Source organism: Nocardia sp. NBC_00881, assembly GCF_045207455.1.
In the GTDB taxonomy this organism is placed as follows: domain Bacteria; phylum Actinomycetota; class Actinomycetes; order Mycobacteriales; family Mycobacteriaceae; genus Nocardia.
This window is the reverse complement of record NZ_CP108798.1, coordinates 5,690,383-5,715,009: the sequence shown is the minus strand read 5'-3', so window position 1 is coordinate 5,715,009 and position 24,627 is coordinate 5,690,383. Positions and strand designations below refer to the sequence as shown.

Sequence of the window (24,627 nt, the reverse complement as noted above, 5' to 3'; positions counted from 1 at the left end):
CGGACTCCGGCGTGGCGGTCGGAATCGGACCCGACTGCGGTGGACGCGGGGCCGCCGGAATCGGACCCGACTGCGGTGGCCGCGGCGGGGGCGCCGGGGATGGGCCCGACTGCGGCCGCGGCACGGCGGCGGGGGGCAGGCCGGATTGCGCGGGCCTGGGTCCCATGGGTAGGGCGCCAGACTGCCCCGGTCCCGGACGGGGCGGCACCGAGCGTGGCTGTGCTGGGCCCGGGTGGCCGGGCGGGTACTGCCGCTGGCCGGGGTGCGGTACGGCACCGGGACGTTGGGGCGGCATCGGTGGCCGCTGGGGTCTCGGTTGCTGCTGTGGTGGCGGCGGTGGCGGGATGCGCTGGCCGGGCCTGGGTTGCTGTGGTGGGGCCGGGGGATGACTGATCTGCGGTACCCGCGGCATCGGGCCGCTGTAGGGGCCGACGTTCACGTCCGGCTCTTCGGCATCGGCCTGAGGCAGCGGCGGGCGGCGTTCCCATGGCGCGACGGGCGCCCGGCGGGGCGGTGGCCCGTCACGCCGATCGCCTGGTACAGGCCGATGAGCCGATATGTCATCGTCGCTCATCATGCCTCCTGTACCCGCCGGGACATCCGCATCCCCGTCGGTGTGGTGAGCCGCGTCTCGCCGACGCCGTAACCGGTGAACGCTTTGCCCATCGCCGCCCTCCGGTCCGTGTCGGCACGGGAACACTGTGATTGTCCCCCACCGTGCCATACGACACTGCGGTAGACCACATCCACGCAGGTGAAAGCGGTTTGCGAGGGCCCGTCCGTGCGGGTTCGCTCACCGTGCCTCCTGGTGCTGCTCCTGCTCTCGCAGAACCCGTCTCCGTGCGCGCCGATAGCGGTTGACCCGCCGCCGGGTACCGGGGTCGAAGCCCTCGTCCGCCGGATCGGGCTGCCCGCGGAACCGGCGCCACAAACGGCGGCCGGCCAGGAACAACAGCAGGAGTCCTGCGCATGCGGTAATTATCGCCAAAGCTTGGCCATAGGCGTTCGAACGCACCGAGACCTGCGTCGGATTACCGAGCGGGATCCCCTCGGGCGAGGTGAGCGAGATGGGAATGACCAGGTTGCGGCTGTCACTGACCTCGGTCGGAACCTGGAACGAGCGCGTCCCTTTCGCCGGGAGCTGCTGCTCGCCGGGATCGGTGATCTTCGTCTCGGAAGGGGCCTCGATCCGGAACCGGACCCGGATGGCAACCGGCAGGTCATTGCGCGCGACCAGCAGCAAAGGGCTCTGTTCGGACGCCAGCGTGTACACCCCGCCCGGCGGAAGTACGGTGACCGAACGGTAGAGGCTGTTCATCGTCCGGGTCGTCTGATCCAGCCTTCGCTGGGCGAAGGTGTCCGGTTGGGCGGCGTCGCCCGTGCGCCGATCCGACAAGCTCAGCACGCGGATCAGGTCGTCTCGCAGCGGGGTCAGAAAGTCGTGCGACGTGGGCTCGGCCTCCGGCACGTCGACCAGCGCACGCATCATCTCGGTGATTCGGCGGCCCTGGTCGCGCACCGGAAGCACGAACCGGCCCGGCACCGCGTCCTGCGCGGCCTGCGCAAGATAGTTCAGCTCGTAAGGCTGCGGATCCGGCGGCAGCGTCACCAGGTCGGGGAACGGTCGAGCGGTGGCGAGGTCGGCGCGCAGCAGCAGGTCGACCTGACGCAGCAGCGCGGTCGCCTCGTCCCGGTTCGCACCCCACTGCTGCGGCGGGACGAGCAACAGGGAGCGCGGGCCGTTCGCCTCCGGGTTCAGTGCGCTCCAGGACACCGCACCCAGCGCGTCCTGCAGCCGCGCGGCACGCGAATCGTTGGTGACGTCGTAGCGGACTCTGGATGGGGTGAATGACGGCGTCGGCGGATTCGAGCCGACCGCGGCGAGCGCCGTCGCGGACCAGATATCGAAGGTCGCGGTGTGCAGCGCAGGATCGGCCGCCGGGCTGGGCGAAGTCGCCGCAGTGTCGTTGACCGGCGGCACGGCCTCCTGGGGGGCGGATGGCTGGATCGCGGTGATCTCGGGCATCCTGACGACTTCCGGGCCCGCGGGGTCCGCGGTCTGGGGAAGTGAATTCGCGTTGCCGGTGGACTGGCTGCTTTCGCTCAACCGTGCCGAGTCCGCCGTGCCCTCCGGAACGGTCGCGGTGTCGGCGAGCACAGCGGTCCCGAAACCATGGCTTCGCAACAGGAGTCCGGCGCCGTCATCGATACTGCCGGAATCCGGCAGGCTGACCCCGCGCACCGAGCGGGTGGTCAGAATCGAGTCGACGATGTCGGCAGGTTCGTTGATCGCGCGCGCGGACAGTGCCGGATCGTTCACCGCGGCCAGCGCCGCGAGATCGACCTGCGCGAACGGCAGCGCCACCGTGCACATCGACCCGGCCAGCGCGCGCAGCCGATCAAGCCAGGACTGTGCCTGCTCGGCGCCTGCGCCCGCCCTGGTCGCGCCGTCGGGGTCGGACGGACTGGCCAGCACGCGATAGCCCCTGGTCATCGCGCGTACCGTGAGGAGCAGGTCGGGGTCTACGGCGAGGCACACCGCCGAGGCCAGAGTGCGGTCCCGCCCGCCGTTGGCGCTGAGCATCCCCTCCAGCGCGGCAAGCAGCTGATCGAGGCGGCCGCCTTTGCCGAGCGAGGCAGCCAGTTCGTCGTCGGTAAGTTCCACCTTGCCGTCGCCACTGCCCGGATGGCCCGCGACCTGCCTCGGGCGGTCAGCCAGCGGCCACAGCAACGTCGTCGCGACCGGGGCGCCGGTAGGCGCTGACACCGGCTCGGTGGCCGTACCCGACGAGTCGTCGCTCGACGCGGGCGGTACGCCGAGCACCGGAAGCAGGAACCTGGCGTCGTCGAGCCTGGCCTGGGTGCCGTACGCCGGTTCGCCGTTCACATTCAGCAACAGCGGGTAGACGCCGGGGGTATTGATGTTCAGCGACGGCAAGCCGCCCTCGGAGCGCAACGGAATGCTCAGCGTGAACTGCTTGCGCTGGCCCGGATTCAGCCGCTGCTCGACATCTTCGAATTGGCCGGTCACCTCATAGTTGATCTGGTCGAGGCGCAGCGTCGCCCGCAGCCCGCTCGGCGCGGTGATCGCGGCCGCTCGTTGGATACGGATACTGATGTCGTCCACCACGCGGTCGCCGATATTCGTGACCGTGCCCGATACGGTGAGCAGCGGATCGCTGGTGGTGGTCACCGCGGTCGGCGACACCGAATCCAGGGAAAGCTTGAGGAATTTCGGGTTCGAGGAGGATCCGGACCCGGTGGGCTGCGCCTCGGCTGCCGGCGAAATCAGCAGCGGCAGCGTGGTCGGGCCGAGGATGGTCAGGACCGCCACGAAGATCCGGAACAGTCCACGCGTCATCGCTTGCCGGTCTCCATCCGGTCGATCAGTTTATTCGCCATCTCGGCCAGTCGCCGTTCGTCGGCGTAGGCCAGTCGAGAATTCAACTCACTCAACGGAACCCACGCGACCTGCGTGACCTCCACGTCGGCGTCGGACAGTTCACCACCGACCGATCGCAGCAGATAATGATGCACCGTTTTGTGTACCCGCCGACCGTCGGTAACGAACCAGTAATCGATGCTGCCGAGTTCGGCGACAACGACACCGTTGATGCCGGTCTCCTCGGCGACCTCGCGGATCGCGGTTTGCTCGGCGGTCTCGCCTTCTTCGATATGTCCCTTGGGCAGCGACCACAATAGCCGCCCGCGGCGGTCGGTGCGCCCGATGAGGGCCGCGCTGCGCTTTTCCCGGGGACCGTCCAAGCCGTCGACGACGAGTCCACCCGCCGAGGTCTCGCGGACTGTTCGCATCCGCGGCTTCGCGGCATTGGCGGCCGAACCGCGGCGCCGAGGCTGGCGGCGTCGACTGTTCGCACGATCGGCCGGAGACACCTGGCAATCCTACTGTGTTGTTTTGCCGCGCCTGTGGCTGTGTTGGTTTTGGCCGCGCCTGCGGCACGGCGTGTTCCCGGCCCCTTGAGGCTCGCGTCCGAGCGACCGCCGCTGGCGACTTCGTCGCGGACGCGTCGGCCGCTCGGACGCGAGCCGGGCCGCGAACGGGGAATGCTCGGTCTCGCTGCGCTCGGAACCGAGGGTCGGGCCGAGTGGATGCGTTGGGTGGGCAACTGCGGCACCGGTCCAGCGGGAGATCTGGTCGCTGTCTCGATGCGGTGTGTTTGTCGGGAGGGTTGGTGCCCGGTGTCGTAGGTGAGTCGCGAACAATCTCCTCTGGGGCTGGCGGTGCGCGGTAATCGGGTGAGAGTGGTGCTCGTCGCATTGCACAGGACGCGACCGCCGCTGGCTCGGTTGATGCGGATGGCCTTATATATCTGGGGGTGCTGCGCGGGCTGCGCCGCGATATACGTTGCTGCGGCTCGGTAAGCTGCTCATTCGTGGTTTCGCCCAAGTCTGAGGACGCTGCGCTGGATAGACGTACCCGATTGCTGGCCGCGGCGGCGGTGACCCTCGGGAGGCTGTCCGATGTGCTGACGCCTCTGGGCGAGTTGTTCGCCGCGCGGGGGCACGAGCTGTATCTGGTCGGCGGCAGCGTGCGGGACGCGGTGCTCGGCAGGTTGGGGACCGATCTGGATTTCACTACCGACGCCCGCCCGGAGGTAGTGCAGGAGATGCTGCGCGGGTGGGCCGATCATCTGTGGGACACGGGTGGCCTCGCGTTCGGCACCGTCAGTGCGGCCAAGGACGACCAGCAGCTGGAGATCACCACCTTCCGCGCGGACAGCTACGACCGGGTGTCCCGCAACCCCCAGGTGACCTTCGGCGACTCTCTCGAAGATGACCTGGTGCGCAGGGATTTCACCGTGAACGCGATGGCTGTCGAGATCGGCGCGGATGGCTCTTTGTCGTTCGTCGATCCGCTCGACGGGATGAACGCCCTGCTCGAGGGCATGCTCGATACGCCTGCCGCGCCGGAGGATTCGTTCAACGACGACCCGCTGCGGATGCTGCGCGCCGCGCGATTCGTATCCCAGCTCGGATTCGAGCTGCCTGCGCGGGTGCGGGCGGCGATCAGCGCGATGGCCGATCAGATCGATCGGATCGCCGCCGAGCGGGTGCGCGTCGAACTGGACAAGCTGATCGCGGGTGCGCATCCGATCGACGGCATCAACGTGATGTGCGAGACCGGGCTGGCCCAGCGAGTGCTGCCCGAAGTGCCCGCGATGAAGCTGGAAATCGACGAACACCACCAGCACAAGGACGTCTACTGGCATTCGCTGACCGTGCTGGAGCAGGCCATCGACCAGGAGGATGGCGACCCCGACCTGGTGCTGCGCTGGGCCGCGCTGCTGCACGACATCGGCAAACCCGACACCAAGCGCAACGAGCCGGGCGGTGGTGTCAGCTTCCACCACCATGAGGTGGTGGGCGCGAAGATGGTGCGCAAGCGTATGCGGGCGCTGAAGTATCCGAAGCAGTTCACCGAGGACGTTGCCCGGTTGGTTTTCCTGCATCTGCGCTTCCACGGCTACGGCAAGGGGCAATGGACCGATTCGGCGGTGCGCCGCTATGTCACCGACGCCGACGACCTGCTTCCCCGCCTGCACAAACTCGTCCGCGCCGACTGCACTACCCGCAACAAGCGCAGGGCCGCCGCGCTGCGCGCCACCTATGACGAGCTGGAGGGGCGGATCGAGCGGCTGCGCCAGCAGGAGGACCTGGCACAGGTTCGCCCGGACCTGGACGGCAACGCGATCATGGAGCTGCTCGGCCTGCCGCCGGGCCCCGAGGTCGGCCGGGCCTGGAACTATCTGAAGGAGCTGCGGCTCGATCGCGGTCCGCTCACCCGGGACGAGGCCGAATCGGCGCTGCTGGAGTGGTGGAAGACGCAGAACTGACCGGATCAGAAGACGATCAGAGTGCTGCCCGCGAGGATTGCGGAGCGGATCTGGGCCAGATCGAACGAACCGGTGATCTCCGGTAGCTCGATCCGGAACCGGATCAGATCGTCCTCGCGGATGGTGGAGACGATCCGCGCGTCGTTGGGCAGCCGGTTGAGCGGCATCGTGGGAATGCCGACCATCCTGCGTGGTATCCGGATGCCGAACCAGGCTGCCTTGCGGACTTCGATGCCCAGGCGGTTGTTCGTCACGGACGCATCGATCAGGGCGGTCATTCGCTTTCGGCGGTGCCGTGCCCGGATCAATCCGGTCTCGTGCAGGTCAAGCGCCCAGCCCAGCGGCTGGGTGTTGAGCCAGCCGACCACTGCGGCGGTGGTGACGGTGCCGTCGATGTCGAGCTGTGCTGCGCGCAACTTGGTCGGTACGCCGGGGATCAAACGGACTCCGTGGGCGATAACCGTCACGACCTCGATCCGGTGGTCGTCCCAGCGCAGCCGCGACAACACTGTCTTGGTTTGGAAGTGCGCGCCGCGCCGGCGCACCTTCAGCACCTGCAGGGTGGCATCGACGTCGTGGCCGAGTAGTGTCGCGCTGACCTCTTGCCCGCCGAACCGGCTCAGGATGCCTTCGCTGAGCATCGTCATCAGGATGTCCGGGAGCAGCGCCGTGGCGGTCCCGGCGCCGAGATCGGCGACCGGGTCCATCCATGCGGTCCCGAAGGAGATCCACTGCTCCAGCCGAGAACGATCGAACAGGCGTTTCCCGAGATCGACGGCGCGCCACGGCGACCAGGACTTCGGATCGAAATACATGGCCATGATTGCTCCGAGCGTACTTGGCGGCGCCGAGCGGAACTATCGCGTTGTGATCCAGGTGTGCTGCCGGGCTCCTTGCCCGACGATCACCTCCGCACCAGAATCAGAGGTCCGTCCGCAATACAATGCCGGTGGGAGGACGCACATGCCGCTGGACCTCAACAGTGATCTCGGCGAGGGTTTCGGGCCGTGGACGATGGGTGACGATGCCGCGATGCTCGATATCGTCACCAGCGCCAACATCGCCTGTGGTTTCCATGCGGGCGACCCGACGATCATGCGCAGGACTTGCCTGCTCGCAGTAGAGAAGGGGGTGCGGATCGGCGCCCATGTCGGCTATCGCGACCTGGCCGGTTTCGGCAGACGCGAGATCGCCGTCGCGCCCGCCGAAATCCGAGACGAGGTGCTGTACCAGATCGGCGGTCTAGACGCCTTCGTGAAGGCCGCGGGCGACCGGGTGCGATACGTCAAGCCGCATGGGGCGCTTTATCATTCGGCCGCGCGCGACCCGCAACTCGCGGACTCGGTGCTGGCCGCGATCACCGAGTACGACCTGCGACTCACGCTGCTCGGGCCTGCCGGTACCCAGCTGGAGCGGGCGGCACGGGAAGCCGGGGTGCGATTCGTCGGCGAGGGCTTCGCCGACCGCGCCTACCTGGCGAACGGCATGCTCGCCGCACGCAGTGTGCCCGGCTCGGTGCTGCCACCGAACGAGGCGGTGACCCAAGCGGTTTCGATCGCCATGTCGGGCACCGCGCGCACGGTCGACGGGTCCGGCGTGGTGTCGGTGAGCGCCGCGAGTATTTGCGTGCACGGTGATTCGCCCGCGGCGGTGGAGATGGCCCGCTTGATCCGCAGCGCGCTGGACAACGTCGGTGTGCCGGTGGAGCCGTTCGGCTGAGGCCGCGAGATGACGACGAAGGACACGGCGTGGCAGGCGGCCGAGCGGGCGATCCGCGCGGCTGGGGATCGGGCATTGCTGGTGACGCCGGACCGGCGCGATATGGTGGCGAACCTGGCCGCGGCGCTGCGGGACCGACCCGTGGCCGGTGTGCAGGACGTGCTGCCTGCCGCGGAGACCGTTTTGCTGACCCTGCATTCATCGCGCGACGGTGAGGCCGTGCGTCGTGTGGTGACCACGTTGCTCGCCGCGCTGCGGGACGAGCACCTGGACAGTGTTTCCCGTGGAACACTGCCGGACAACTCATCTCCTACGGATCCAGTGTTGATTCCGGTCCGCTATGACGGCGACGATCTGGACGAGGTGGCCCGGCTGCTGGAGCTCAGCGTCGCGGAGGTGATCGCCGCACACACCGGGACGGTCTGGCGGTGTGCCTTCGTCGGATTCGCCCCCGGCTTCGGCTATCTGGAATCGCCCGACGGTCGGCTGACCGTGCCACGCCGTGCCCAGGCCCGCACCGTGATTCCGGCGGGCGCCGTCGCGCTCGCCGGTGGCTACAGTGCGGTATACCCGCGCAGCACGCCCGGCGGGTGGCAGCTCATCGGAACTACCGGCCAGAGGATGTGGAACGTCGAACGTGACCCGCCCGCGTTGATCCGCGTGGGTGACACGGTCCGATTCGTCGAGGCGGCCGGATGATCGTCGTCGAGCAGGTTGGTCCGCTGGCGACCATCCAGGATCTCGGCAGGCCGGGCTGGTTCGATTCCGGTGTCGGGCCCTCCGGTGCCGCGGACCGCTCGTCGCTGCGGCTGGCCAATCGGCTGGTCGGCAATCCGGAGGGGCACGCGGCGATCGAGGTGCTGCTCGGCGGGCTCGCGCTGCGCGCCGAAGAGCACGCCACGTTCGCCGTCACCGGTGCCCCCGCGCCCGCGACTGTCGACGGCACGCCGGTCGGGCACGCCAGCGTGCTGGAACTCGAGGCGGGGCAGGTACTTCGGCTCGGCTACGCGTCGGTCGGATTGCGCAGCTACGTCGCGGTGCGCGGTGGCGTCGATGTGCCGCCGGTGCTGGGTTCGCGCAGCCGTGACACCATGTCCGGGCTCGGCCCGGAACCATTGGCCAAGCGCGATAGGCTGCCGATCGGACCCTCGCCGCGCACTCTTCCGACCGTGGAGTTCGCTCCGGTGGCCGAACCACCGGCAGACCTCGTCGCGGTGCACGCCATGCTCGGGCCACGCGACGACTGGTTCACCGATGCCGCGGCGCTGTTCGACGGCGTCTGGGAAATCTCCACCGATACCGACCGGATCGGTGCCCGGTTGGATCGCCGCACCGGCCCGCCGCTGACCCGAAAAGACAAGGCCGAGTTGCCGACCGAAGGCGTGACGCTCGGTTCGATCCAGGTGCCGCCGAGCGGGCAGCCGGTGGTGTTCCTTGCCGATCATCCGATCACGGGTGGCTACCCGGTGGTCGCGGTAATCATCGATGCGGACGTCGACGCCGTCGCGCAGGCGCGGCCCGGTCAGCCCGTCCGGTTCGTCCGCGCGGTCAGCGGCCAGGATCCAGCTGGGCATGCATGAGATACACGTTGTAGCTGTCCCACGCCGAGAGTGTGAAGTACAGATCCTTGCCGGTCGACCACGGATGAATGAACCCGCCGTAGGACTTCGGGTAGTCATTCGTGGGCACCAGCGGGATCGCGTCTGTCCATGCGCCCTGCGGGCTCGCGGCGGTGCGCAGCACGATCGCGCCCCGCGCCGAATCGAGGTAGACCATCTGCCACCGCGCGGCTTCCCGGTCATAGCGCACCGACAGCTCGCTGGCCATGCCGAGCACCAGGGGAGTAGCCAGATTTTCGGCTGCGGGCGCCCAGGTGCCGCCGACCCAATACTGGTAGGCGGACTTGTTCAGCACCTCGTCCTTCCGTACCCTGGCCAGCCCGATCACGCCTATACGACCGTTGGGCGTGCCGAACATATAAACGTAGTCACCCTGCGGCACCATCGCCGCCACCTGGAACCGGCCGACACCGAAGAGGTTGTCCCACTTGGCATGCTGGTCCTTCTTCCAGGTGCGCCCTTTGTCGTCGGAGTAGGCCAGGCCGCCGTAGTTGGTCCACCACAGGCCGGGGATGCGGCTCCACCGATTCACCGACATATAGCTCAGATACTGCCGGTGTCCGATGGCGAACCCGGAGGTGGGGATGGTGGTGGTCTCCCAGTTCTTGACCTTGCGGCTGCCCAGGATCTCCGCGGCGTGGCAGCGGGTGTCCTGCGCGAAGGTGTCCAAGGTCAGACCGTCGGAAAGATCGCGGTCGGAGCTGAAGCCGATCACGTTGCTGCGCCAGTCCTGGTCGTCGTGGCCCGCGCCACCGCCGCCCCAACCCTTGCCGAAGGTGTCGCCGAAGACCACGGCGACCTCGCCGGGCCCGGTCTCCCACATGAGACCGAGGTCGGTGCCGTCGACCTGCCATCGCATGTCGGTCCGATTCTCCGAGCCGTGCCCGGTCACCTGCCCGATCAGTCGCACCGACTCGACGCGTGGCGCGTCGATCGGCGCCGCGAGCGGACCCGGTGCACTCGGGCGCACCACCTGCGGAGGGGCCGGTTGCGGTTCCTCGCCGGGGCCGCCGGGCACCGGGATCGGAATCGGTTCGGTTTCCGGCTGAAACTCGATGCGCGGCAGTTTGATCGGCTCGCCGGAACCGCTTCCGGAGCCCGAACCAGAACCAGAACCGCTGCCGGAGCCGGAACTCGAACCGGAATCGGAGGCGGAACCCGAACTCGAGCCGGTCCCGTCATCGATGCTGTTGTTCGGCGTCGGGCTGGGGTCGGGATTCGATTCCGGAGGCTTCGGGGTGTCCCGGATGTCGGGGCATGGGTTCTCACACGGATCGGTCGGCAGCGGGGCGGGGACGATTCGCGTGTTGTCCTGCGGTGGGTCGGGCACCGGAACCGGTGTGAGCTCCGGAATCGGCACCGGGATGTCGATCTGTGGCGGCAGTGGCGGCGGAGGCGGCTGTGCGGGATCGGGCTCGCGATTGCGTGGGTCGAATCCGGTCTCGCCGCAGCTGTTCACCGGTGGTGGCGCCCACGGAAACGGTGCGGCCTGCGCCGCGGGCATCGGCAGGGTGAGGACTCCGGCGAGCAGGGCGCCGAACATTGCGGGCGCACTAGAGGAGGTGATTCGGGATTCGCGCATCACGTCGGTTCGGTCGATCGACTATCCGGCATCCCGGACGGATAGGACAGATCGGGTTTTCCACGCGCCCAGCAGTTCTCGCACCGCGTCGGGATTATTCGGAGAAAAACCCATCTCGTGTTGACTCCTGTCGAATCGGGCCGCAGAAAGAGCAACTTACCCGAATAACGTCTGCAAATGTGGGACGACGGAATCGGAGAATTACTCGCGAAATGGAACCGGTGCCACGGTCTGCGCGTCAAAACACATATGAACGAGATCGAGTACGTGTTCGGTACCGGTGACGAGAGGGCGCACGTCTGGACCAGCGAGGCGGATCTGGAGCTCACCGGCGCAGGCGTGGCCGACGCGGTAGGGCTGGATTTCGACGGTGACGGCTTCGCCGACGACGCGCTGTGGGACTCGCGCGGCTCCGGCATCGCGGACATCGCGGCACTGGATCTCGACGACGACAGCGTGCTCGACCATTTCTTCACCGACCCCACCGGCCTCGGCACCTGGGATCACCAGATCACGGGACTATCGGCCGATGCCGCGAGCGAGCCGTTCGACTGGATCGTGCGCAGCACCGCGGATGAGCCCGATCGTCCGGTGACCGATGCGCCGCAACCGGATTCGGCGTCCCCGCGCCCGGACAGCGATCAACCGGCGGCGTTGCCCGATCGTGCCCCCTACCCGGCCGATACGCTCCCCGTACACTTGGCGCGCTGGTTGAGCCGCGATGGTCGGAACCTCGGCGACGAACCGATCATCGCGTAAGCGTGCCGCGGCGCGTGTTCAGCGCGATTGCCGCGATTCCCGCGCAGTAGATCGCGGCGCCGGCCAGCACCACGGCGTGCGATCGCCCATCCTCCGGCATCACCAGCGCCGCGAGGGCGATGGCCAGCACAAAGGCGATGTTGAAGACGGTGTCCTGCAGCGCGAATACTTGGCCGCGCCGAGCGTCATCGATGTCGATCTGCATGGTGGCGTCACCGGTCAGCTTGATCGTCTGTCCGGCCAGTCCCAGCAGGAACGCACCGACCAGCAGCAGCTGATGCGCATGCTGCACCGTGGTTGCCGAATCAGCGACCGCGATCGGCGTGACGAGTACGAGCTGCACCAGCGTCGCGACGAGGAGGCTGGCGACCACGGTGCGCGGGCGCCCGAAGCGGGGTATGAGCAGCGGCGCGACGACGGCGGCGACCAGCATGCCCGCCGCGGTGGCGGCGATGGCGACGCCGAACCCGACCAGACCACCGCTGAGCCCGGAGCTGTCCAGCGGAGCCTGGCGCAATACCAGCACCATGATCAACGTGTTCACGCCGAACACGATCCGGTGGGTGCCGATGCCCAGCATCGCCGTGGTGACCTGCACCGACTCCCAGACGGCCGCGGCGCCTGTGCGCAGGCCCGTGGCGATGGCGTGCACGGTGTTCTTCTCCCCAGGCTTCGCCTCGGTTTCGGGACCGAGAACCCGCGGGCGGAACCCGGCCGCCAGCACCGCGCCGAGCACCGACCCGGCACCACTGAGCGCCACCGCGACCGCCGAAGCGAAATCCCCCGCCCCGATCAGACCGATCACCGCCACCGAGGTAGCCGCGCCGAGCCCGGCACACCCGGAGGCCACCGTCGTGAACACCGAGTTCATCGGCACCAGCCACGCTTGCGGCAGCACCCGGGGCAGTGCCGCAGAGACACCGGCCAGCACGAACCTGCTGATTCCGACCACGGCAAGTGCCAGCAACAGCAGCGGCGTCTCCCCCATCCCCGCGAGCAGCCCCGCGCTCACCACGCCGATCAAGGCCGCACGGAACACGTTGGCCGCCAGCAGCACGGCGCGCCGGTCCCATCGATCCAGCAGTGCACCCGCGTACGGCCCGATCAGGGAATAGGGCAACAGCAGCACCGCGAAGCCTGCCGCGACGGCCAGCGGATCGGTCTGCCGTTCAGGGTTGAACAGGATCGCGCCCGACAGCGCCGCTTGGAACATCCCGTCGCCGAACTGCCCAGCGAACCGGACCACGGCCAGCCGCGACACGCCCGGGCTTTCACGCAGCGCGGTGCGCAGCGGAACGGGCCGCTCCTCCTCGGGGCTCAGACCTTCGGTGCGACCAGTCGACACGTTCGCGAGGGTACTGCGTTCGCTCGATAACGAGCGAACAATGGCCGACCGGCTCAAACCCGATCGAGAAGCGTGCTCACCGTCGCTCGCATATCCGGGGCCATCGGCAGCTCGGCGAGCGCCCCCGCATCGATCCAGGCGAACGCGTCGTGCTCCTGTGGCGTGAGGGCGACATCGCCGGGTTCCGCCTCCACGACGACGTTGTATTTGCGCACTTTCGCCTTGGTCCGGGTCGCGTAGTCGAATCCGGCCAGGAAGCCGGTGATGGCGCGTAACCGCAGCCCCGTTTCCTCCAGCAATTCCCGCGCCACGCATTCGGCGAATGTCTCTCCGGATTCCACACCGCCGCCGGGGAGTTCGTACATACCGCCGTGATAGTCGTCGGGCACCCGGCGCACCACTAGAAGTCTGCGCTCGCGGAACACCGCGACACCGATCACGAAATGTGCGATGCCGTCGCGGTGTGCTTCGCTGCGGAGTTGCCGCTCTATCCGGGCGAGTTCATCGGGTCCCAGCACGTCGTCACCTCCGGTTCCATTGTGGCGGTTGGCGATCGACGCCGGCCGCGCTATCCGGCGAGATGGCCCGGCGTTTCGACGTACCCGTTGGTTCTGCTCGCCTGCCGTTCACCCAGTGGTCGCTCGCGTAAAATGCCGAGTGCAGGACAATTTACTAGGATGTGGAGTACCGCGGTGGACGTGCTCCTACCCTGGACGGCGATCGGTGCACGGTCCCGAGAGGAGGACCTGATGTCCACACTCACGACACCACACATCGATGTTCATCGCGGCGGCGACCGTATGAAGACGCGGATCTCGTGGCTGGATTCGAAGCACTCGTTCTCGTTCGGCGAGCATTACGATCCCGACAACACGCATCACGGCCTGCTGCTTGTCAACAACGAAGACATCGTTTCTCCCGGTCAGGGCTTCGATACCCACCCGCATCGCGACATGGAAATCGTCACCTGGGTGCTCGGCGGCAGCCTGGTCCACCAGGATTCGCTCGGCCACCGCGGCATCATCTACCCCGGGCTTGCCCAGCGGATGAGCGCGGGCACCGGCATCCTGCACTCGGAGAAGAACGACTCCTGGCGGCTGGATGGCCGTGGCTCCGAGCACGAGGAACCGGTGCACTTTGTACAGATGTGGGTGGTGCCCGACGAACCAGGCCTCACCCCGGGCTACGAACAGCTCGAGATCGATGACGAGCTGGCGGGCGGTGGCCTGGTAACGGTCGCCTCGGGCCTGCCGCGCTACCGCGACCGCACCGCCATCGCGATCAACAGCAGCCATTCGGCGCTGCACGCGGCGCGTATGGCAAGTGCGGAGCCGAGCGTCGAATCGGTCGTCGACCTGCCCGACGCGCCGTACCTGCATCTGTTCGTCGCGCGCGGGGAGGTGGAAATGGAGGGGGTCGGCCCGCTCTATGAGGGCGACGCGGTGCGTCTGACCAGGGCCGGAGGGCAGCGCGTAGTGGCGAGGCAGCCTTCGGAGATCCTGGTGTGGGAGATGCACGCGCGGTTGGGCGCCCAGTAGTCGTTTCGATCGGCGTCCGTCCGTCGGGAACGCGATCAGTAGGCGACCACCGCGGACCACCTCGTCCGGACCGAGCATCGCGAGGCACTGACGGAGAGGAATTCATGTCGCAATATCCCCCGCCCGGCCAGTATCCGCCGCCCCCGGGGCAGTACCCGCCGCCGAGCCAGCCCGCCTATTGGCAGGAGTCGCCCAAAGGCAGGGGCCTCGCGATCACCGCGCTGGTGCTCGGCATCCTCGGATTGCTGAGCTGCTGGACGGTCGTCGGCGGTTACTTGTTCGGCATCTTCGCTCTGATCTTCGGCGTGGTGGCGCTGGTCAAGGCCCGCTCGGGCACCGCCGGTGGTACCGGCATGGCGATCGCGGGTCTGGTCCTCGGCGTGCTGGGCCTCATCGGCGCCATCGTGATCACTGTCGTGGGCTACAGCTTCTTCGTCGACTCCGGCGGCAAGGACTTCATCGACTGCATCAGTAAGGCGGGCAACGACCAGTCCGAGATCGATCAGTGCGAACGTGAGTGGAACCAGAAGCTACAGGACAAATACAGCGTCACACTGACTCCGCCGCCCGCCCCTACACCCCGCTGACCGCGGCGCACCCCCGGGTATTGGTGATCACCTCGGTGAGCTCGCGGCGGAAGTCCTCCTCGGGCGCTGCGACCCAGATCCGATAGCCGCCGCGTTCGTCGGTGGGTGAGGGCAGCACGATGTGGCTGCCCGGCAGCGCGATCGACGCGCAGACCCGGAACAGATCGGCGAACAGCGCGGTATCCAGATATGAGTTATCGGTCGGGCCGGTGAGGAAGGTCCAGCGGTCCGAGCGCGGATGCGCGATGATCGGCCCTGGCCGGTGTTCGGGTCCGGAGGTCAGCCGGTCGCGCACCTGCCTGCCGAACGCGGCGGGCATCACGACCGCGCCCACGGAGCCGACTTCCAGCATGATCCGCCCCAGGGCCGGGTCCACGATGCCGTACAGCCCGTGCTCCGTGCCATATCGGCGGCAGCGATCGAACGCGTCCTGGATCTCCGTGAAATCCAGGGGCCCGGTATGGCCGCCTGTTCCGGTGCGGGATGTAGTCATGACGAACAACCTCGCCTCGATGCGGGTGGATCGTGCGCTGGGAAACCGACCGCTGCTACCGACCCTAGTCCGGTGCAATCCGGTTGACAATAGTCACACTTGGGCGCGTCGGCGGGGGGCGTAGCATCGCCAGGCATGGCACCCGTGTCGCCGACCGTCGCCCGCTGGGAACTGGTGCTTCGGCTACGTGAGCTGCGGGAACAGCGCGGTTTCGACTCTGCGGGCTTCGCCGAGCGAGTGGGGTTCACCCCGGCCAACTGGTCGCACGTGGAGAAGGGCAGGCGCGTGCTCACGACCAGCACCATCGGACCGGTGCTCGAGCTGCTCGAGGTGGAGACCGAGGAGCGCGAAGAGCTGCTTGCCCTGCTGGAGGCCAGCAAGCAGCGCGGGTGGTGGGCGAAGTCGTCGGCGCTGATCGGACCGGAGCTGCAGCGGCTGTACGGGATGGAGTTCGGTGCGCAGAGCATCCGCAGCTACGACAGCCTGGTCGTGCCTGGCCTGCTGCAGACTGAGGACTACGCCCGCGCGCTGATCAGCGCTGACGTGATGATCCGCCCAGTGCAGGTCGAGCAGCTGGTGGCGATTCGGATGCGCCGGCAGGAGCGGCTGCGCGGCCCGGACCCGGTCGAACTGACCGCGGTATTCGGCGAGGGCACCCTGCTGCAGCAGACCGGCGGGCCGGATGTGCTTCGCGGGCAACTGAACTATCTGGCGGACCTGATCGACGAACTAGAGACAGTGGACGTGCGGGTGATCCCGTTCGCCGCCACGGCGGGCGCGGTGCTCGGCGGCTCCAGCTTCCACCTCATCGACTTCGCGGGCGAGCAGCTGCCAACCTTCGGCTGGGCGGAGAGCGCGGTGTTCGGCGGGGCGGTCGACGACCCGGATCTGGTGCGCGATCTCGGCTTCGCGTACGTGCAGGCGCTCGAGCAATCACTTGAACGTACGAAGTCATTGGCCCTGATCAGGCACTATTCCCGCGTGTAAAATCCTGCCCATGGCCACCACCGTAAGCCCCATGCCGGTATCCACCGGCTGGTTCACATCGACTCGATCGAACAACGGCAATCAATGCGTCGAAGTTCGATTCGATGGTGATGCGGTGCTCATCCGTGACAGCAAGTATCGCCGCAACCCGGCACATCGCACCGCCGAAGAGCCCGTCATCATTGTCACCGCCGCCGAATGGACCGCCTTCCTCGATCTCCTGCGCACCCACGGGCGACCGGAGGGCGAACTGAGTACGCACACTGCCGCCAATGGCCACACCACACTCCGCCATGGCAAGACCACCCTCACCTACACCCCTGAGGAGTGGGAAGCCTTCCTGCTCGGCGCTCGCGACGGCGAATTCGACCACATCGACCTGCCTGCCTGATTCGGCTGCTCATGCCCCCGGCCGCAAGCGGCCGGGGGCCGACCCGCGCGCGTATCGGCATACTGGATGCCGTGACTTCCGAACTGACTCGTCCTTCCGGTATCGATCTGTCCCATCTCGACCAGGGCGTGCGCGTGCAGGACGACTTGTTCGCGCATGTCAACGGCAAATGGCTGGCAGAGCATGAGATACCGGCGGACCGCGCGGTGGACGGCGCGTTCCGAACGCTGTACGACCAAGCTGAGCTGGACGTTCAGGCAATCATCCAGAATGCCGCGGCCACCGATGCCGAGCCGGGTAGCGACGCCCGCAAGATCGGCGATCTGTACTCCAGCTTCATGGACACCGACACGATCGCCGCCGCCGGTCTCGAGCCGATCTCCGCCGAGTTGGCCGCCATCCACGAGGTCGCCGACAAGGGGTCTTTTGCCGCGCTGCTCGGCCGGTTGCAGCGCACCGGCGTCGGCGGTGCCGTCAGCGTCTACGTCGACACCGACGGCAAGGACTCCAACCGCTACCTGGCGCACGCTACTCAATCCGGCATCGGCCTTCCCGATGAGTCCTACTACCGACAGGACGAGTTCGCCGAGATTCGCGCCAAATACATCGCGCATATCGGCCGCATGTTCGCCCTCGCCGCAGTCGACCCTCGCATCGCGGCTCTGCTGCCCGCGGACCTGGACACCATCGGGCAGCGGGTATTCGAGCTGGAGCAGAAGCTGGCCGCCGGGCACTGGGACGTAGTGCGCCGCCGCGACGCCGAACTGCGCTACAACCTGACCACGTTTCAGGCGCTGACCGAGGAAAATTCCGAGTTCGACTGGGTCGCGTGGGCTTGCGCGCTGGCCGAGGGCGCGGACCGCACCGGACCCGAGCTGTTCGCGGAAGTGGTCGTGGGCCAGCCCGACTACCTGCGCTCCTTTGCCCAGGTATGGGCCGCCGAATCGCCGGCCGACTGGCGTGCCTGGGCAGCCTGGCGGGTGCTTCGTTCGCGCGCGCCGTACCTGACCGACGCGCTGGTCGAGGAAAACTTCGACTTCTACGGCCGCACTCTCACCGGCGCCGAAGAGAACCGGGAGCGCTGGAAGCGTGGCGTCTCGCTGGTGCAGGACCTGCTCGGTGAGGCAGTCGGCAAACTGTATGTCGCCGAACACTTCCCCCCCGCGGCCAAGGCTCGGATGGTCGAGCTGGTGGCCAACCTGCAGGAGGCCTACCGTCGCAACATCGCTCAGCTGGACTGGATGGGTCAGGACACCAGGGCCGCCGCGCTGGCCAAGCTGGAGAAGTTCACCCCGAAGATCGGCTACCCGGACAAGTGGCGCGACTACTCGGCCGTCGTGATCGACCCAGCTGACCTGGTCGGCAACTACCGTAACGGCTACGCCGCCGACCACGATCGGGACCTGAACAAGCTCGGCGGCCCGGTCGACCGCGGCGAATGGTTCATGACCCCGCAGACGGTCAACGCCTACTACAACCCCGGTATGAACGAGATCGTATTTCCCGCCGCCATCCTGCGGCCGCCGTTCTTCGATATGAACGCCGACGATGCCGCCAACTACGGCGGTATCGGAGCGGTGATCGGGCACGAGATCGGCCACGGTTTCGATGACCAGGGCGCGAAGTACGACGGCGACGGCAACTTGGTCGACTGGTGGACCGACGAGGATCGCGCCGAATTCGGCAAGCGGACAAAGACTTTGATCGACCAGTATAATGCCCTTTCGCCCAAGGCGCTCCCGGACGAGCACACCGTCAACGGCGAGTTCACCATCGGCGAGAACATCGGCGACCTCGGTGGACTGTCCATCGCGCTGCAGGCATACAAGATTTCGCTGGACGGTAGCGAGGCGCCGGAGATCGACGGTCTGACCGGTCTACAGCGGGTGTTTTTCGGCTGGGCGCAGGTGTGGCGCACCAAAGCGAGGACGGAGGAGGCTATCCGCCGTCTTGCCGTCGACCCGCACTCCCCTCCCGAGTTCCGCTGCAACGCAGTGGTGCGCAACATCGATAGCTTCCATACGGCGTTCGACGTCGAACCCGGGGATGCCCTGTATCTGGACCCGTCGGAGCGTGTGAAAATCTGGTAGCCCAGACGGCCGAAGCGGTACGGTCGGCCGACTCTCAGCGCACGCGGTCCTCGGTTTCGGCGTCGAAGAAGAAGACGTCGTCCGCCTTGGGCCGCAGGCGAAGTCGGTCGCCCAGCGCTACCTGAAAGCGACGATCGACGCGCGCGACCACCTTCTCGGAACGGCTGGTCCACCCCTCGGCGACACCATGGCTGTAGACGAACGACTCCGCGCCGAGTTCCTCGAGCAACTCCGCGTCAACGGCCAGGCTGTTGTCGGTGTCGGTAGTGATCTCCCACGACTCCGGCCGGATGCCGAGGACCACCCGGTCGCCGATTTCAGCGCTGCGCGGCAGGGGAATTCGCAGATCGCCGAGCACGGCGGTACCGTCATGCACTGGCGCCTCCAGCAGGTTCATGCCCGGCGAACCGATGAATCCCGCGACGAAGGTGTTCACCGGGTTGTCGTAGAGCTCGCGGGGCGCGGCGATCTGCTGCAACTTGCCCTCACGCAACACCGCCACACGGTCGCCCATGGTCATCGCCTCGACCTGGTCGTGGGTGACGTACACCGTGGTCGTGCCGAGCCGCTTCTGCAGCGCGGCGATCTGCGAACGGGTGCTCACCCGCAATTTCGCGTCCAGGTTGGACAGCGGCTCGTCCATGCAGAACACCTGTGGACGGCGAACGATGGCGCGTCCCATGGCAACTCGCTGCCGCTGGCCGCCGGACAGCTTCGCGGGCTTGCGATCGAGTAGCTGCTCCAGCTCGAGCATCCGCGCCGCCTCCCGCACCCGGAGCTGGGTGTCGGCCTTGTTCATGCCCGCGTTGCGCAGCGCGAAACCCATATTCTGCGCGACGGTCATATTCGGATACTACGCATAGCTCTGGAACACCATCGCCACGTCGCGAGCACGGGGAGGCAGGCCGGTTACGTCCTTGTCGCCGATCAGAATGCGGCCGGCCGCAACGGATTCCAGCCCGGCGAGCATGCGCAAGCTGGTCGACTTGCCGCAGCCGGACGGGCCGACGAGCACGATGAACTCGCCGTCGGCGATATCGAGTTCGAGCTGGTCGACGGCGGGCGACTGCGCACCGGGGTACCGGTGCGTCACACCCTGGAACTGCACGGTGGTCATGCTGTCGGTCTCCTGGCGTCGGACAACGGGTACTACTCGGGCAGCTTCGGGGTGATCTGCCGGTCGATGATCGCCTGAAGCTGGCTGGTCACCTTCGCGAAGGTGGCTGCCACGTCGGCGTTCTGCAGGCCGATCCGCTCCAGGGCGGCGCCGATGATCTGGTCGCCGCCCGGCACGAATACCCGTGCGTAGTCCTGCGACTTGGTCAGCGACAGCTGCTCGATGGCGACCTTGGAGTTCGGGTTCTTCGTGAGGAAGTCCTGTTCGCTGGGGTCGTGCACGGCCGATTTGCGTACCGGCATGTAGCCGGTGCCCTGCGAGAAGTACGCCGTGTTCTGTGCGTTGGTGACGAACTCGATGAACGCGAGCGCGCTCGCCTTCCGCTCGTCGGAGATGCGCGCCGGGATGGCCAGCCCCGCACCGCCGGTGGTGACGCCGGGACCGTTCGGGTGCGGAAGGAACGCGGTGCCGAAGGTCAACTTGCCCTCGGCGTTTTTCTGGATTCCCTGCATGTCGCCGGTCGAGGCGATGGTGGAGGCGATCACGCCGGTGCCGAAGTCGACCGCGATCTGCGGCTTGATGCCCGCGTACTTCTTGGTGTTGATCATGTTGCGTAGGAACGCTCCCGCCGCCAGGGTGCCGGGGTCGTTGAACTTCAACGTCCAATTGTCCGAGTACGCGCCGCCGAAGGTCCAGTTCGGTCCCTGGAAGGTCCAGGCAAGGTAGTTTTTGGCGTCACCCCAGCCATGTGCGAGCTTGCCCGCGCCGACGACCTCCTGCAGCTTCGGTCCCCACTCGTCGAATTCCTGCCAACTCTCCGGGCCGCGGTCGGGCAGACCAGCGCGGTTCCACACATCCTTGTTGTAGTAGAACAGCGGAGTCGAGCGGGCGTAGGGCAGTGCGTAGTGCTTACCGTTGAACTGGTAGTCGGCGACCAGAGAGTCGACATAGTCGTCCAGTTGCACGTCCGTGTCGGCAAAGTGGCTGTCCAGCGGTTCGATGGTGCCGTTGAGCGCGTAGTTGAACCACCAAACATCAGACAGCACGACGATATCCGGCAGGTCGCCGCCGGACAGCGCCGCGTTGAACTTTTGCGACACCTCCTCGTAGTTCTTGCCCGCGTCGACCAGGTGCACTTTCCGGTCGGGATATTTCGCCTGGAACCGATTGATCAGCTCGGTCTCGAGTCCCTTCGAGGTGCCGGGGTGGTTGGACCAGAAGGTGAGGGTCTTGCCGTCGCCGGGCTGCTTGGATCCACCTCCGGTGCCCGCGCACGCGGTCAGGGCCGCGCCCGCGGCGACCGTCCCGGTCAGCCCGAGGAATCCGCGCCGGGTCAGCACTGGTTCCCTTGTCGCTGCGCTCCTGCCCGCCGGCGCTGATCCCCTTGTCGCTGCGCCCCTGCCCGCCGGCAGGGGGAACTGTGAAGTGGACACGTGGATCTCCTGTACCGGTTATCCCTTGACCGCACCGGAGGTGAGGCCCTTGATCATGTGGCGTTGCAGAATCAGGAAGACGAGGAGAATCGGCAGCATCGTCAACAGCGTGCCCGCCATCACCGGGCCCCAGTTCGTGACGCTCGGATTCTCGGTGTTCTGCAGCAGGGTCAGGCCGACCGGCAGCGTGGCGACGGTCGTGTCGTCGGCCATGAGAAATGGCCAGAGGTATTCGTTCCATTCGTTCACCAGCGTGACCACCGCGAACGCGACCATGGTCGGCCCGGACATCGGTAGTACCACCCTGGTGAGCAGCCGCCACCAGTTCGCTCCGTCCATCCGCGCCGCCTCGATCACCTCCGAGGGCAGCGAAAGAAAGTGATTGCGCATCAGGAACGTTCCGAAGGCGACACCGCAGAGGGGAACGATGATGCCTTGGAAGGTATTTCGCCAGCCGAGCTGAGCGATCAGCGCGTAATTGGAGATCACAGTGATCTGGTTGGGCACCATCAACGCGGCGATAATGACCAGGAAGATGGCCGTCTTGCCGGGAAACCGCAGGAATACCAGGCCGTACGCGCTGAACACGCCGAGCACGAACTTCACAGCGGAGACGATCCCGGTGACGATCAGCGAATTGCGCAGGAATGTCCAGAACGGCAGCGTCGTGGTGGCTTCCTCGTAGTTCGCCGGATGCCAGCTGTGCGGCCAGTACGCGGCGGGCTGCACGTAGATGTCGGGCCGCGCCTTGAACGAGGTGATGAAGATCCAGAACAGCGGGACGCCGACGATGATCAGCACGCACACCATCGCGGCATACCCGAGCAGGGTCACGGCGCGCTGCCTGCGTCGGTAGGAAAGCGTTTCCACGCCGGGGTGTTTCACTGGTCGCCCCGATCCATGATGCGAACCTGCACCAGCGTAACGACCAGCAGCACCAGGAACATGATGGTGGCCACGGTCGCGCCGTATCCGGCGCGGAAGTTGCGGAAGGACTCTTGGTAGACCTGATAGACCATGGTGGTGGTGCCGGTGCCCAGCGGGCCGCCGCGGGTCATCACGTTGATGATGTCGAACACCTGCAACGAATTCAGCAGCACCGTGATGGACAGGAAGAATGTGGTCGGCCGCAACTGCGGCAACAACACTTTGGTGAAGGTCGTCCAGCTACTCGCGCCGTCGATCTCGGCGGCTTCCATCAGTTCGGCCCGAACCCCTTGCAAGGCAGCCAGATAGATGACGAAGGTGTAGCCGAGGTTCTTCCAGATGTAGGTCGCCGTCACCATGAACAGCGCCCAGTGCGGGTCCTGGTAGAAGTCCGGTACGTCGTTCACGCCGGCGCGGTGCAGAACGTCCTGGATCAGGCCGAAGCTCGGATCGAAGACGAACTGGAATGCGACGCCGATGGCGGCGCCGGAGATGACGAACGGCGCGAAGATCGCCGAGCGGATCACGTTGCGGCCGAACAGCTTCCGATCCAGTAGCAGGGCCAGCGCCAGCCCGAGCATCATGCTGCCGACTACGGCGGCCAGGGTGAACACCACGGTGTTGGTGACGATATCCCAGGAGTCCGATCGGCCCCACCATTCGCGGTAGTTGTCGAACCCGGTGAAGGTGGCGATCGGATCGGAGATATTCCAGTCGAAGAACGACAGCCGGATATTGTCGATCAGCGGTCGATAGACAAACATCGCGAGCAGGGCGAGATTCGGCAGCACCAGCACCAGGAACAGCGCATAGTCCTGCCACGGCCGGTTTTTCAAGCTACCGCCGCGTGGCGGCGGCAGTACTCGCTCCGGCCTGGTACGCACGGCCGAGACTCTACGGACCGCAGCAAACAGCCGGTGACGATCGCTCACTGATGGGCTGAACTTCTCGCGCACCGGCCAAGTGAAGCAAACACCGGATATGCCGGTGATCGACTTCGCATTATTTGTTCGTCAGCGCCCCCGAAGGGGCGCGACACGACACGACAACTGATCTCGCGAGCACATGGGTAACTCATCGGGCACGCCCAAAACTCAGCCAGGTACTTACGCAGGACCTGCGCCTGTCCTACCACGCATCAAACTGGTACGGCCTGAATACCCGGAGAGGCGGCTCAGAGAGGCGGCTCAGCTCAGTTCCAGTCGCCCAAGCCGTCGCCGGCGCTGAGCGTGCCGCCCTGGGTGTTCGCCACGATGACCGGGTCGCCCTTGCGCGAGTTCTCCATGAACCATTTGGCGTTTTCGGTGCTGACGTTCAGGCAACCGTGGCTGGCGTTGGACACACCCTGCTGAGCGACAGACCACGGCGCGGCATGCACGAAGATGCCGCTGTTGGAGATGCGGGTCGCGTACTCGACCTCGAGTTTGTAGCCCTCGGGGTCGGTGACCGGCACACCGTAGGTGGAGGAATCCATGGTCATCTTGCGCAGCTGCTCACCGACGATGTAGGTGCCGTTCGGGGTCTCGTGCTTGGGCTTGCCCATCGAGGTCGGCATCTCCTGCACCACCTCGCCGTTGCGGGTAATCGTGATGGTGTGGGTGTTGTCGTCGGCGGTCGTGACGAACGCGTCGCCGATCTTGAACGAGCTGGTTGTGCCACCGGCCTGCACCTGAACGTCGGTGTTGTCCGGCCAGAACTCGTCCGGCCGCCAGCGCACCTGCTTGTCGCCACGCCAGTAGAAGTGACCGGGGGCGGGCTTCGACGAGGTCACCTTGATGAACTGCTCGGCGGCGGCGTGATCGGTCACCGGGTCCTTGAAGGTGAGGATGATGGGCTGCGCCACGCCGACGACCTCACCGTCGGCGATGTTGATCGCCGGCGGGGCGAAGTTCGCCTGCGGATCGGTGGCCGCCGCGGCCGAGCCTGTGTCGACGCCAGGAATCGGTTCCGCCTGTGCAGGGGCGACGAGCATGACACCGGCCGCGGCGATCGCGGCGGACAACAGGGCGCCCTCGCGCATCCGGCGGGTCAGCCGGCCTCTGTGACGGCGAGCAGGCAGCGACCCGGTGTGCAAAGCGGCATGCATAGATTTCTCGTCCATTCCATTTCTCGCACGCGCGCGTAGCGAGATCTCATTCGTGAGCGGAGCCGGCAGAGCGCTCCACGGGTATTGACGGCCCGACCC

22 protein-coding genes and 1 pseudogene are annotated in these 24,627 nt (G+C 66.8%); 11 read left to right on the top strand and 12 right to left on the bottom strand.

The window, feature by feature from the left end; all coding sequences use genetic code 11:
• The first annotated feature begins 232 nt into the window (after nucleotides 1–232).
• Entirely contained in the window at nucleotides 233–646 is a 414-nt protein-coding gene (locus tag OH799_RS24460; RefSeq protein WP_406268404.1) for a hypothetical protein, read from the top strand.
• 147 nt (nucleotides 647–793) lie between these two features.
• On the opposite strand, the gene OH799_RS24455 is transcribed toward OH799_RS24460, so the two are convergent.
• Both OH799_RS24455 and OH799_RS24450 read right to left on the bottom strand, forming a co-directional pair.
• Nucleotides 794–3,361: a DUF6049 family protein gene (locus tag OH799_RS24455; protein ID WP_406268401.1), complete on the bottom strand. Its 2,568-nt coding sequence runs from the start codon at nucleotides 3,359–3,361 to the stop codon at nucleotides 794–796.
• Nucleotides 3,358–3,894: an NUDIX hydrolase gene (locus OH799_RS24450; RefSeq protein ID WP_406268398.1), complete on the bottom strand. Its 537-nt coding sequence runs from the start codon at nucleotides 3,892–3,894 to the stop codon at nucleotides 3,358–3,360. The genes OH799_RS24455 and OH799_RS24450 overlap by 4 nt, the downstream gene beginning before the upstream one ends.
• Before the next feature lie 500 nt (nucleotides 3,895–4,394).
• Between OH799_RS24450 and OH799_RS24445 the strand changes: the two genes are divergently transcribed.
• On the top strand, nucleotides 4,395–5,855 hold the full coding sequence (locus OH799_RS24445; protein WP_406268395.1) for a CCA tRNA nucleotidyltransferase: 1,461 nt from the start codon (nucleotides 4,395–4,397) through the stop codon (nucleotides 5,853–5,855).
• A gap of 5 nt (nucleotides 5,856–5,860) precedes the next feature.
• Here OH799_RS24445 and OH799_RS24440 read toward each other — a convergent pair whose 3' ends face one another.
• The gene (locus OH799_RS24440) at nucleotides 5,861–6,676 is read right to left on the bottom strand and encodes a hypothetical protein (RefSeq protein WP_406268392.1); all 816 of its coding nucleotides are present in this window, start codon (nucleotides 6,674–6,676) and stop codon (nucleotides 5,861–5,863) included.
• A 142-nt stretch (nucleotides 6,677–6,818) separates the two neighbouring features.
• Here OH799_RS24440 and OH799_RS24435 point away from each other — a divergent pair, with 142 nt between their 5' ends.
• The 3 genes from OH799_RS24435 to OH799_RS24425 are packed head-to-tail and all read left to right on the top strand — an operon-like array spanning nucleotide 6,819 to nucleotide 9,154.
• A complete protein-coding gene (locus OH799_RS24435) occupies nucleotides 6,819–7,574 on the top strand; it encodes a LamB/YcsF family protein (protein ID WP_406268389.1) in 756 nt (251 codons plus the stop codon).
• 9 nt (nucleotides 7,575–7,583) lie between these two features.
• Nucleotides 7,584–8,273: an allophanate hydrolase subunit 1 gene (locus OH799_RS24430; RefSeq protein ID WP_406268386.1), complete on the top strand. Its 690-nt coding sequence runs from the start codon at nucleotides 7,584–7,586 to the stop codon at nucleotides 8,271–8,273.
• Nucleotides 8,270–9,154, top strand: coding sequence for a biotin-dependent carboxyltransferase family protein (locus tag OH799_RS24425; protein WP_406268383.1), 885 nt, complete (start codon nucleotides 8,270–8,272; stop codon nucleotides 9,152–9,154). The genes OH799_RS24430 and OH799_RS24425 overlap by 4 nt, the downstream gene beginning before the upstream one ends.
• Here OH799_RS24425 and OH799_RS24420 read toward each other — a convergent pair.
• A complete protein-coding gene (locus OH799_RS24420) occupies nucleotides 9,123–10,736 on the bottom strand; it encodes a DUF4185 domain-containing protein (protein WP_406268380.1) in 1,614 nt (537 codons plus the stop codon). The genes OH799_RS24425 and OH799_RS24420 overlap by 32 nt on opposite strands.
• A gap of 216 nt (nucleotides 10,737–10,952) precedes the next feature.
• On the opposite strand from OH799_RS24420, the gene OH799_RS24415 reads away from it, so the two are divergent.
• The gene (locus OH799_RS24415; RefSeq protein ID WP_406268377.1) at nucleotides 10,953–11,534 is read left to right on the top strand and encodes a hypothetical protein; all 582 of its coding nucleotides are present in this window, start codon (nucleotides 10,953–10,955) and stop codon (nucleotides 11,532–11,534) included.
• Here the strand turns inward: OH799_RS24415 and OH799_RS24410 are convergent.
• Together OH799_RS24410 and OH799_RS24405 are read right to left on the bottom strand one after the other, a co-directional pair.
• Nucleotides 11,524–12,879: an MFS transporter gene (locus tag OH799_RS24410; RefSeq protein ID WP_406268374.1), complete on the bottom strand. Its 1,356-nt coding sequence runs from the start codon at nucleotides 12,877–12,879 to the stop codon at nucleotides 11,524–11,526. The genes OH799_RS24415 and OH799_RS24410 overlap by 11 nt on opposite strands.
• A gap of 53 nt (nucleotides 12,880–12,932) precedes the next feature.
• Nucleotides 12,933–13,397 (bottom strand): NUDIX hydrolase, encoded by a 465-nt coding sequence (locus tag OH799_RS24405; RefSeq protein ID WP_406268371.1) that lies wholly within the window; start codon nucleotides 13,395–13,397, stop codon nucleotides 12,933–12,935.
• A gap of 231 nt (nucleotides 13,398–13,628) precedes the next feature.
• Between OH799_RS24405 and OH799_RS24400 the strand changes: the two genes are divergently transcribed.
• Nucleotides 13,629–14,417, top strand: a complete 789-nt coding sequence (locus OH799_RS24400) for a pirin family protein (protein ID WP_406268368.1) — start codon at nucleotides 13,629–13,631, stop codon at nucleotides 14,415–14,417.
• 104 nt (nucleotides 14,418–14,521) lie between these two features.
• On the top strand, nucleotides 14,522–15,004 hold the full coding sequence (locus tag OH799_RS24395) for a DUF4190 domain-containing protein (protein ID WP_406268365.1): 483 nt from the start codon (nucleotides 14,522–14,524) through the stop codon (nucleotides 15,002–15,004).
• On the opposite strand, the gene OH799_RS24390 is transcribed toward OH799_RS24395, so the two are convergent.
• On the bottom strand, nucleotides 14,991–15,497 hold the full coding sequence (locus OH799_RS24390) for a hypothetical protein (protein ID WP_406268362.1): 507 nt from the start codon (nucleotides 15,495–15,497) through the stop codon (nucleotides 14,991–14,993). The genes OH799_RS24395 and OH799_RS24390 overlap by 14 nt on opposite strands.
• Nucleotides 15,498–15,632: 135 nt before the next feature.
• On the opposite strand from OH799_RS24390, the gene OH799_RS24385 reads away from it, so the two are divergent.
• From OH799_RS24385 to OH799_RS24375, 3 genes are read left to right on the top strand one after another with little or no spacing between them, the layout of a single operon-like run.
• Nucleotides 15,633–16,484 (top strand): Scr1 family TA system antitoxin-like transcriptional regulator, encoded by an 852-nt coding sequence (locus tag OH799_RS24385; RefSeq protein ID WP_406268359.1) that lies wholly within the window; start codon nucleotides 15,633–15,635, stop codon nucleotides 16,482–16,484.
• 10 nt (nucleotides 16,485–16,494) lie between these two features.
• The gene (locus tag OH799_RS24380) at nucleotides 16,495–16,875 is read left to right on the top strand and encodes a DUF397 domain-containing protein (protein ID WP_406268356.1); all 381 of its coding nucleotides are present in this window, start codon (nucleotides 16,495–16,497) and stop codon (nucleotides 16,873–16,875) included.
• 11 nt (nucleotides 16,876–16,886) lie between these two features.
• Nucleotides 16,887–18,965 (top strand): M13 family metallopeptidase, encoded by a 2,079-nt coding sequence (locus OH799_RS24375; protein WP_406268353.1) that lies wholly within the window; start codon nucleotides 16,887–16,889, stop codon nucleotides 18,963–18,965.
• Nucleotides 18,966–18,999: 34 nt separating this feature from the next.
• Here OH799_RS24375 and OH799_RS24370 read toward each other — a convergent pair.
• The 5 genes and pseudogenes from OH799_RS24370 to OH799_RS24350 all read right to left on the bottom strand — a co-directional run bounded on the left by OH799_RS24370 (nucleotide 19,000) and on the right by OH799_RS24350 (nucleotide 24,543).
• Nucleotides 19,000–20,082: pseudogene (locus OH799_RS24370) on the bottom strand (ABC transporter ATP-binding protein).
• 32 nt (nucleotides 20,083–20,114) lie between these two features.
• Nucleotides 20,115–21,422 carry an ABC transporter substrate-binding protein gene (locus OH799_RS24365; RefSeq protein ID WP_406282483.1) on the bottom strand — a complete coding sequence of 436 codons (1,308 nt, stop codon included), beginning with the start codon at nucleotides 21,420–21,422 and terminating at the stop codon, nucleotides 20,115–20,117.
• Nucleotides 21,423–21,533: 111 nt separating this feature from the next.
• A complete protein-coding gene (locus tag OH799_RS24360) occupies nucleotides 21,534–22,325 on the bottom strand; it encodes a carbohydrate ABC transporter permease (protein WP_406282480.1) in 792 nt (263 codons plus the stop codon).
• 71 nt (nucleotides 22,326–22,396) lie between these two features.
• Nucleotides 22,397–23,326, bottom strand: a complete 930-nt coding sequence (locus OH799_RS24355; RefSeq protein WP_406268350.1) for a carbohydrate ABC transporter permease — start codon at nucleotides 23,324–23,326, stop codon at nucleotides 22,397–22,399.
• A 308-nt stretch (nucleotides 23,327–23,634) separates the two neighbouring features.
• A complete protein-coding gene (locus tag OH799_RS24350) occupies nucleotides 23,635–24,543 on the bottom strand; it encodes a L,D-transpeptidase (protein WP_406268347.1) in 909 nt (302 codons plus the stop codon).
• Nucleotides 24,544–24,627: the final 84 nt, after the last annotated feature.

Bases quoted from the DNA above. Each gene is read 5' to 3' on its own strand.
- OH799_RS24455 (WP_406268401.1), bottom strand. From the start codon at position 3,361: ATGACGCGTGGACTGTTCCGGATCTTCGTGGCGGTCCTGACCATCCTC.
- OH799_RS24360 (WP_406282480.1), bottom strand. From the start codon at position 22,325: ATGGTGTGCGTGCTGATCATCGTCGGCGTCCCGCTGTTCTGGATCTTC.
- OH799_RS24420 (WP_406268380.1), bottom strand. From the start codon at position 10,736: ATGTTCGGCGCCCTGCTCGCCGGAGTCCTCACCCTGCCGATGCCCGCG.
- OH799_RS24415 (WP_406268377.1), top strand. From the start codon at position 10,953: ATGTGGGACGACGGAATCGGAGAATTACTCGCGAAATGGAACCGGTGC.
- OH799_RS24390 (WP_406268362.1), bottom strand. From the start codon at position 15,497: ATGACTACATCCCGCACCGGAACAGGCGGCCATACCGGGCCCCTGGAT.
- OH799_RS24400 (WP_406268368.1), top strand. From the start codon at position 13,629: ATGTCCACACTCACGACACCACACATCGATGTTCATCGCGGCGGCGAC.
- OH799_RS24395 (WP_406268365.1), top strand. From the start codon at position 14,522: ATGTCGCAATATCCCCCGCCCGGCCAGTATCCGCCGCCCCCGGGGCAG.
- OH799_RS24380 (WP_406268356.1), top strand. From the start codon at position 16,495: ATGGCCACCACCGTAAGCCCCATGCCGGTATCCACCGGCTGGTTCACA.
- OH799_RS24425 (WP_406268383.1), top strand. From the start codon at position 8,270: ATGATCGTCGTCGAGCAGGTTGGTCCGCTGGCGACCATCCAGGATCTC.
- OH799_RS24385 (WP_406268359.1), top strand. From the start codon at position 15,633: ATGGCACCCGTGTCGCCGACCGTCGCCCGCTGGGAACTGGTGCTTCGG.
- OH799_RS24375 (WP_406268353.1), top strand. From the start codon at position 16,887: ATGCCCCCGGCCGCAAGCGGCCGGGGGCCGACCCGCGCGCGTATCGGC.
- OH799_RS24430 (WP_406268386.1), top strand. From the start codon at position 7,584: ATGACGACGAAGGACACGGCGTGGCAGGCGGCCGAGCGGGCGATCCGC.
- OH799_RS24350 (WP_406268347.1), bottom strand. From the start codon at position 24,543: ATGGACGAGAAATCTATGCATGCCGCTTTGCACACCGGGTCGCTGCCT.
- OH799_RS24435 (WP_406268389.1), top strand. From the start codon at position 6,819: ATGCCGCTGGACCTCAACAGTGATCTCGGCGAGGGTTTCGGGCCGTGG.
- OH799_RS24440 (WP_406268392.1), bottom strand. From the start codon at position 6,676: ATGGCCATGTATTTCGATCCGAAGTCCTGGTCGCCGTGGCGCGCCGTC.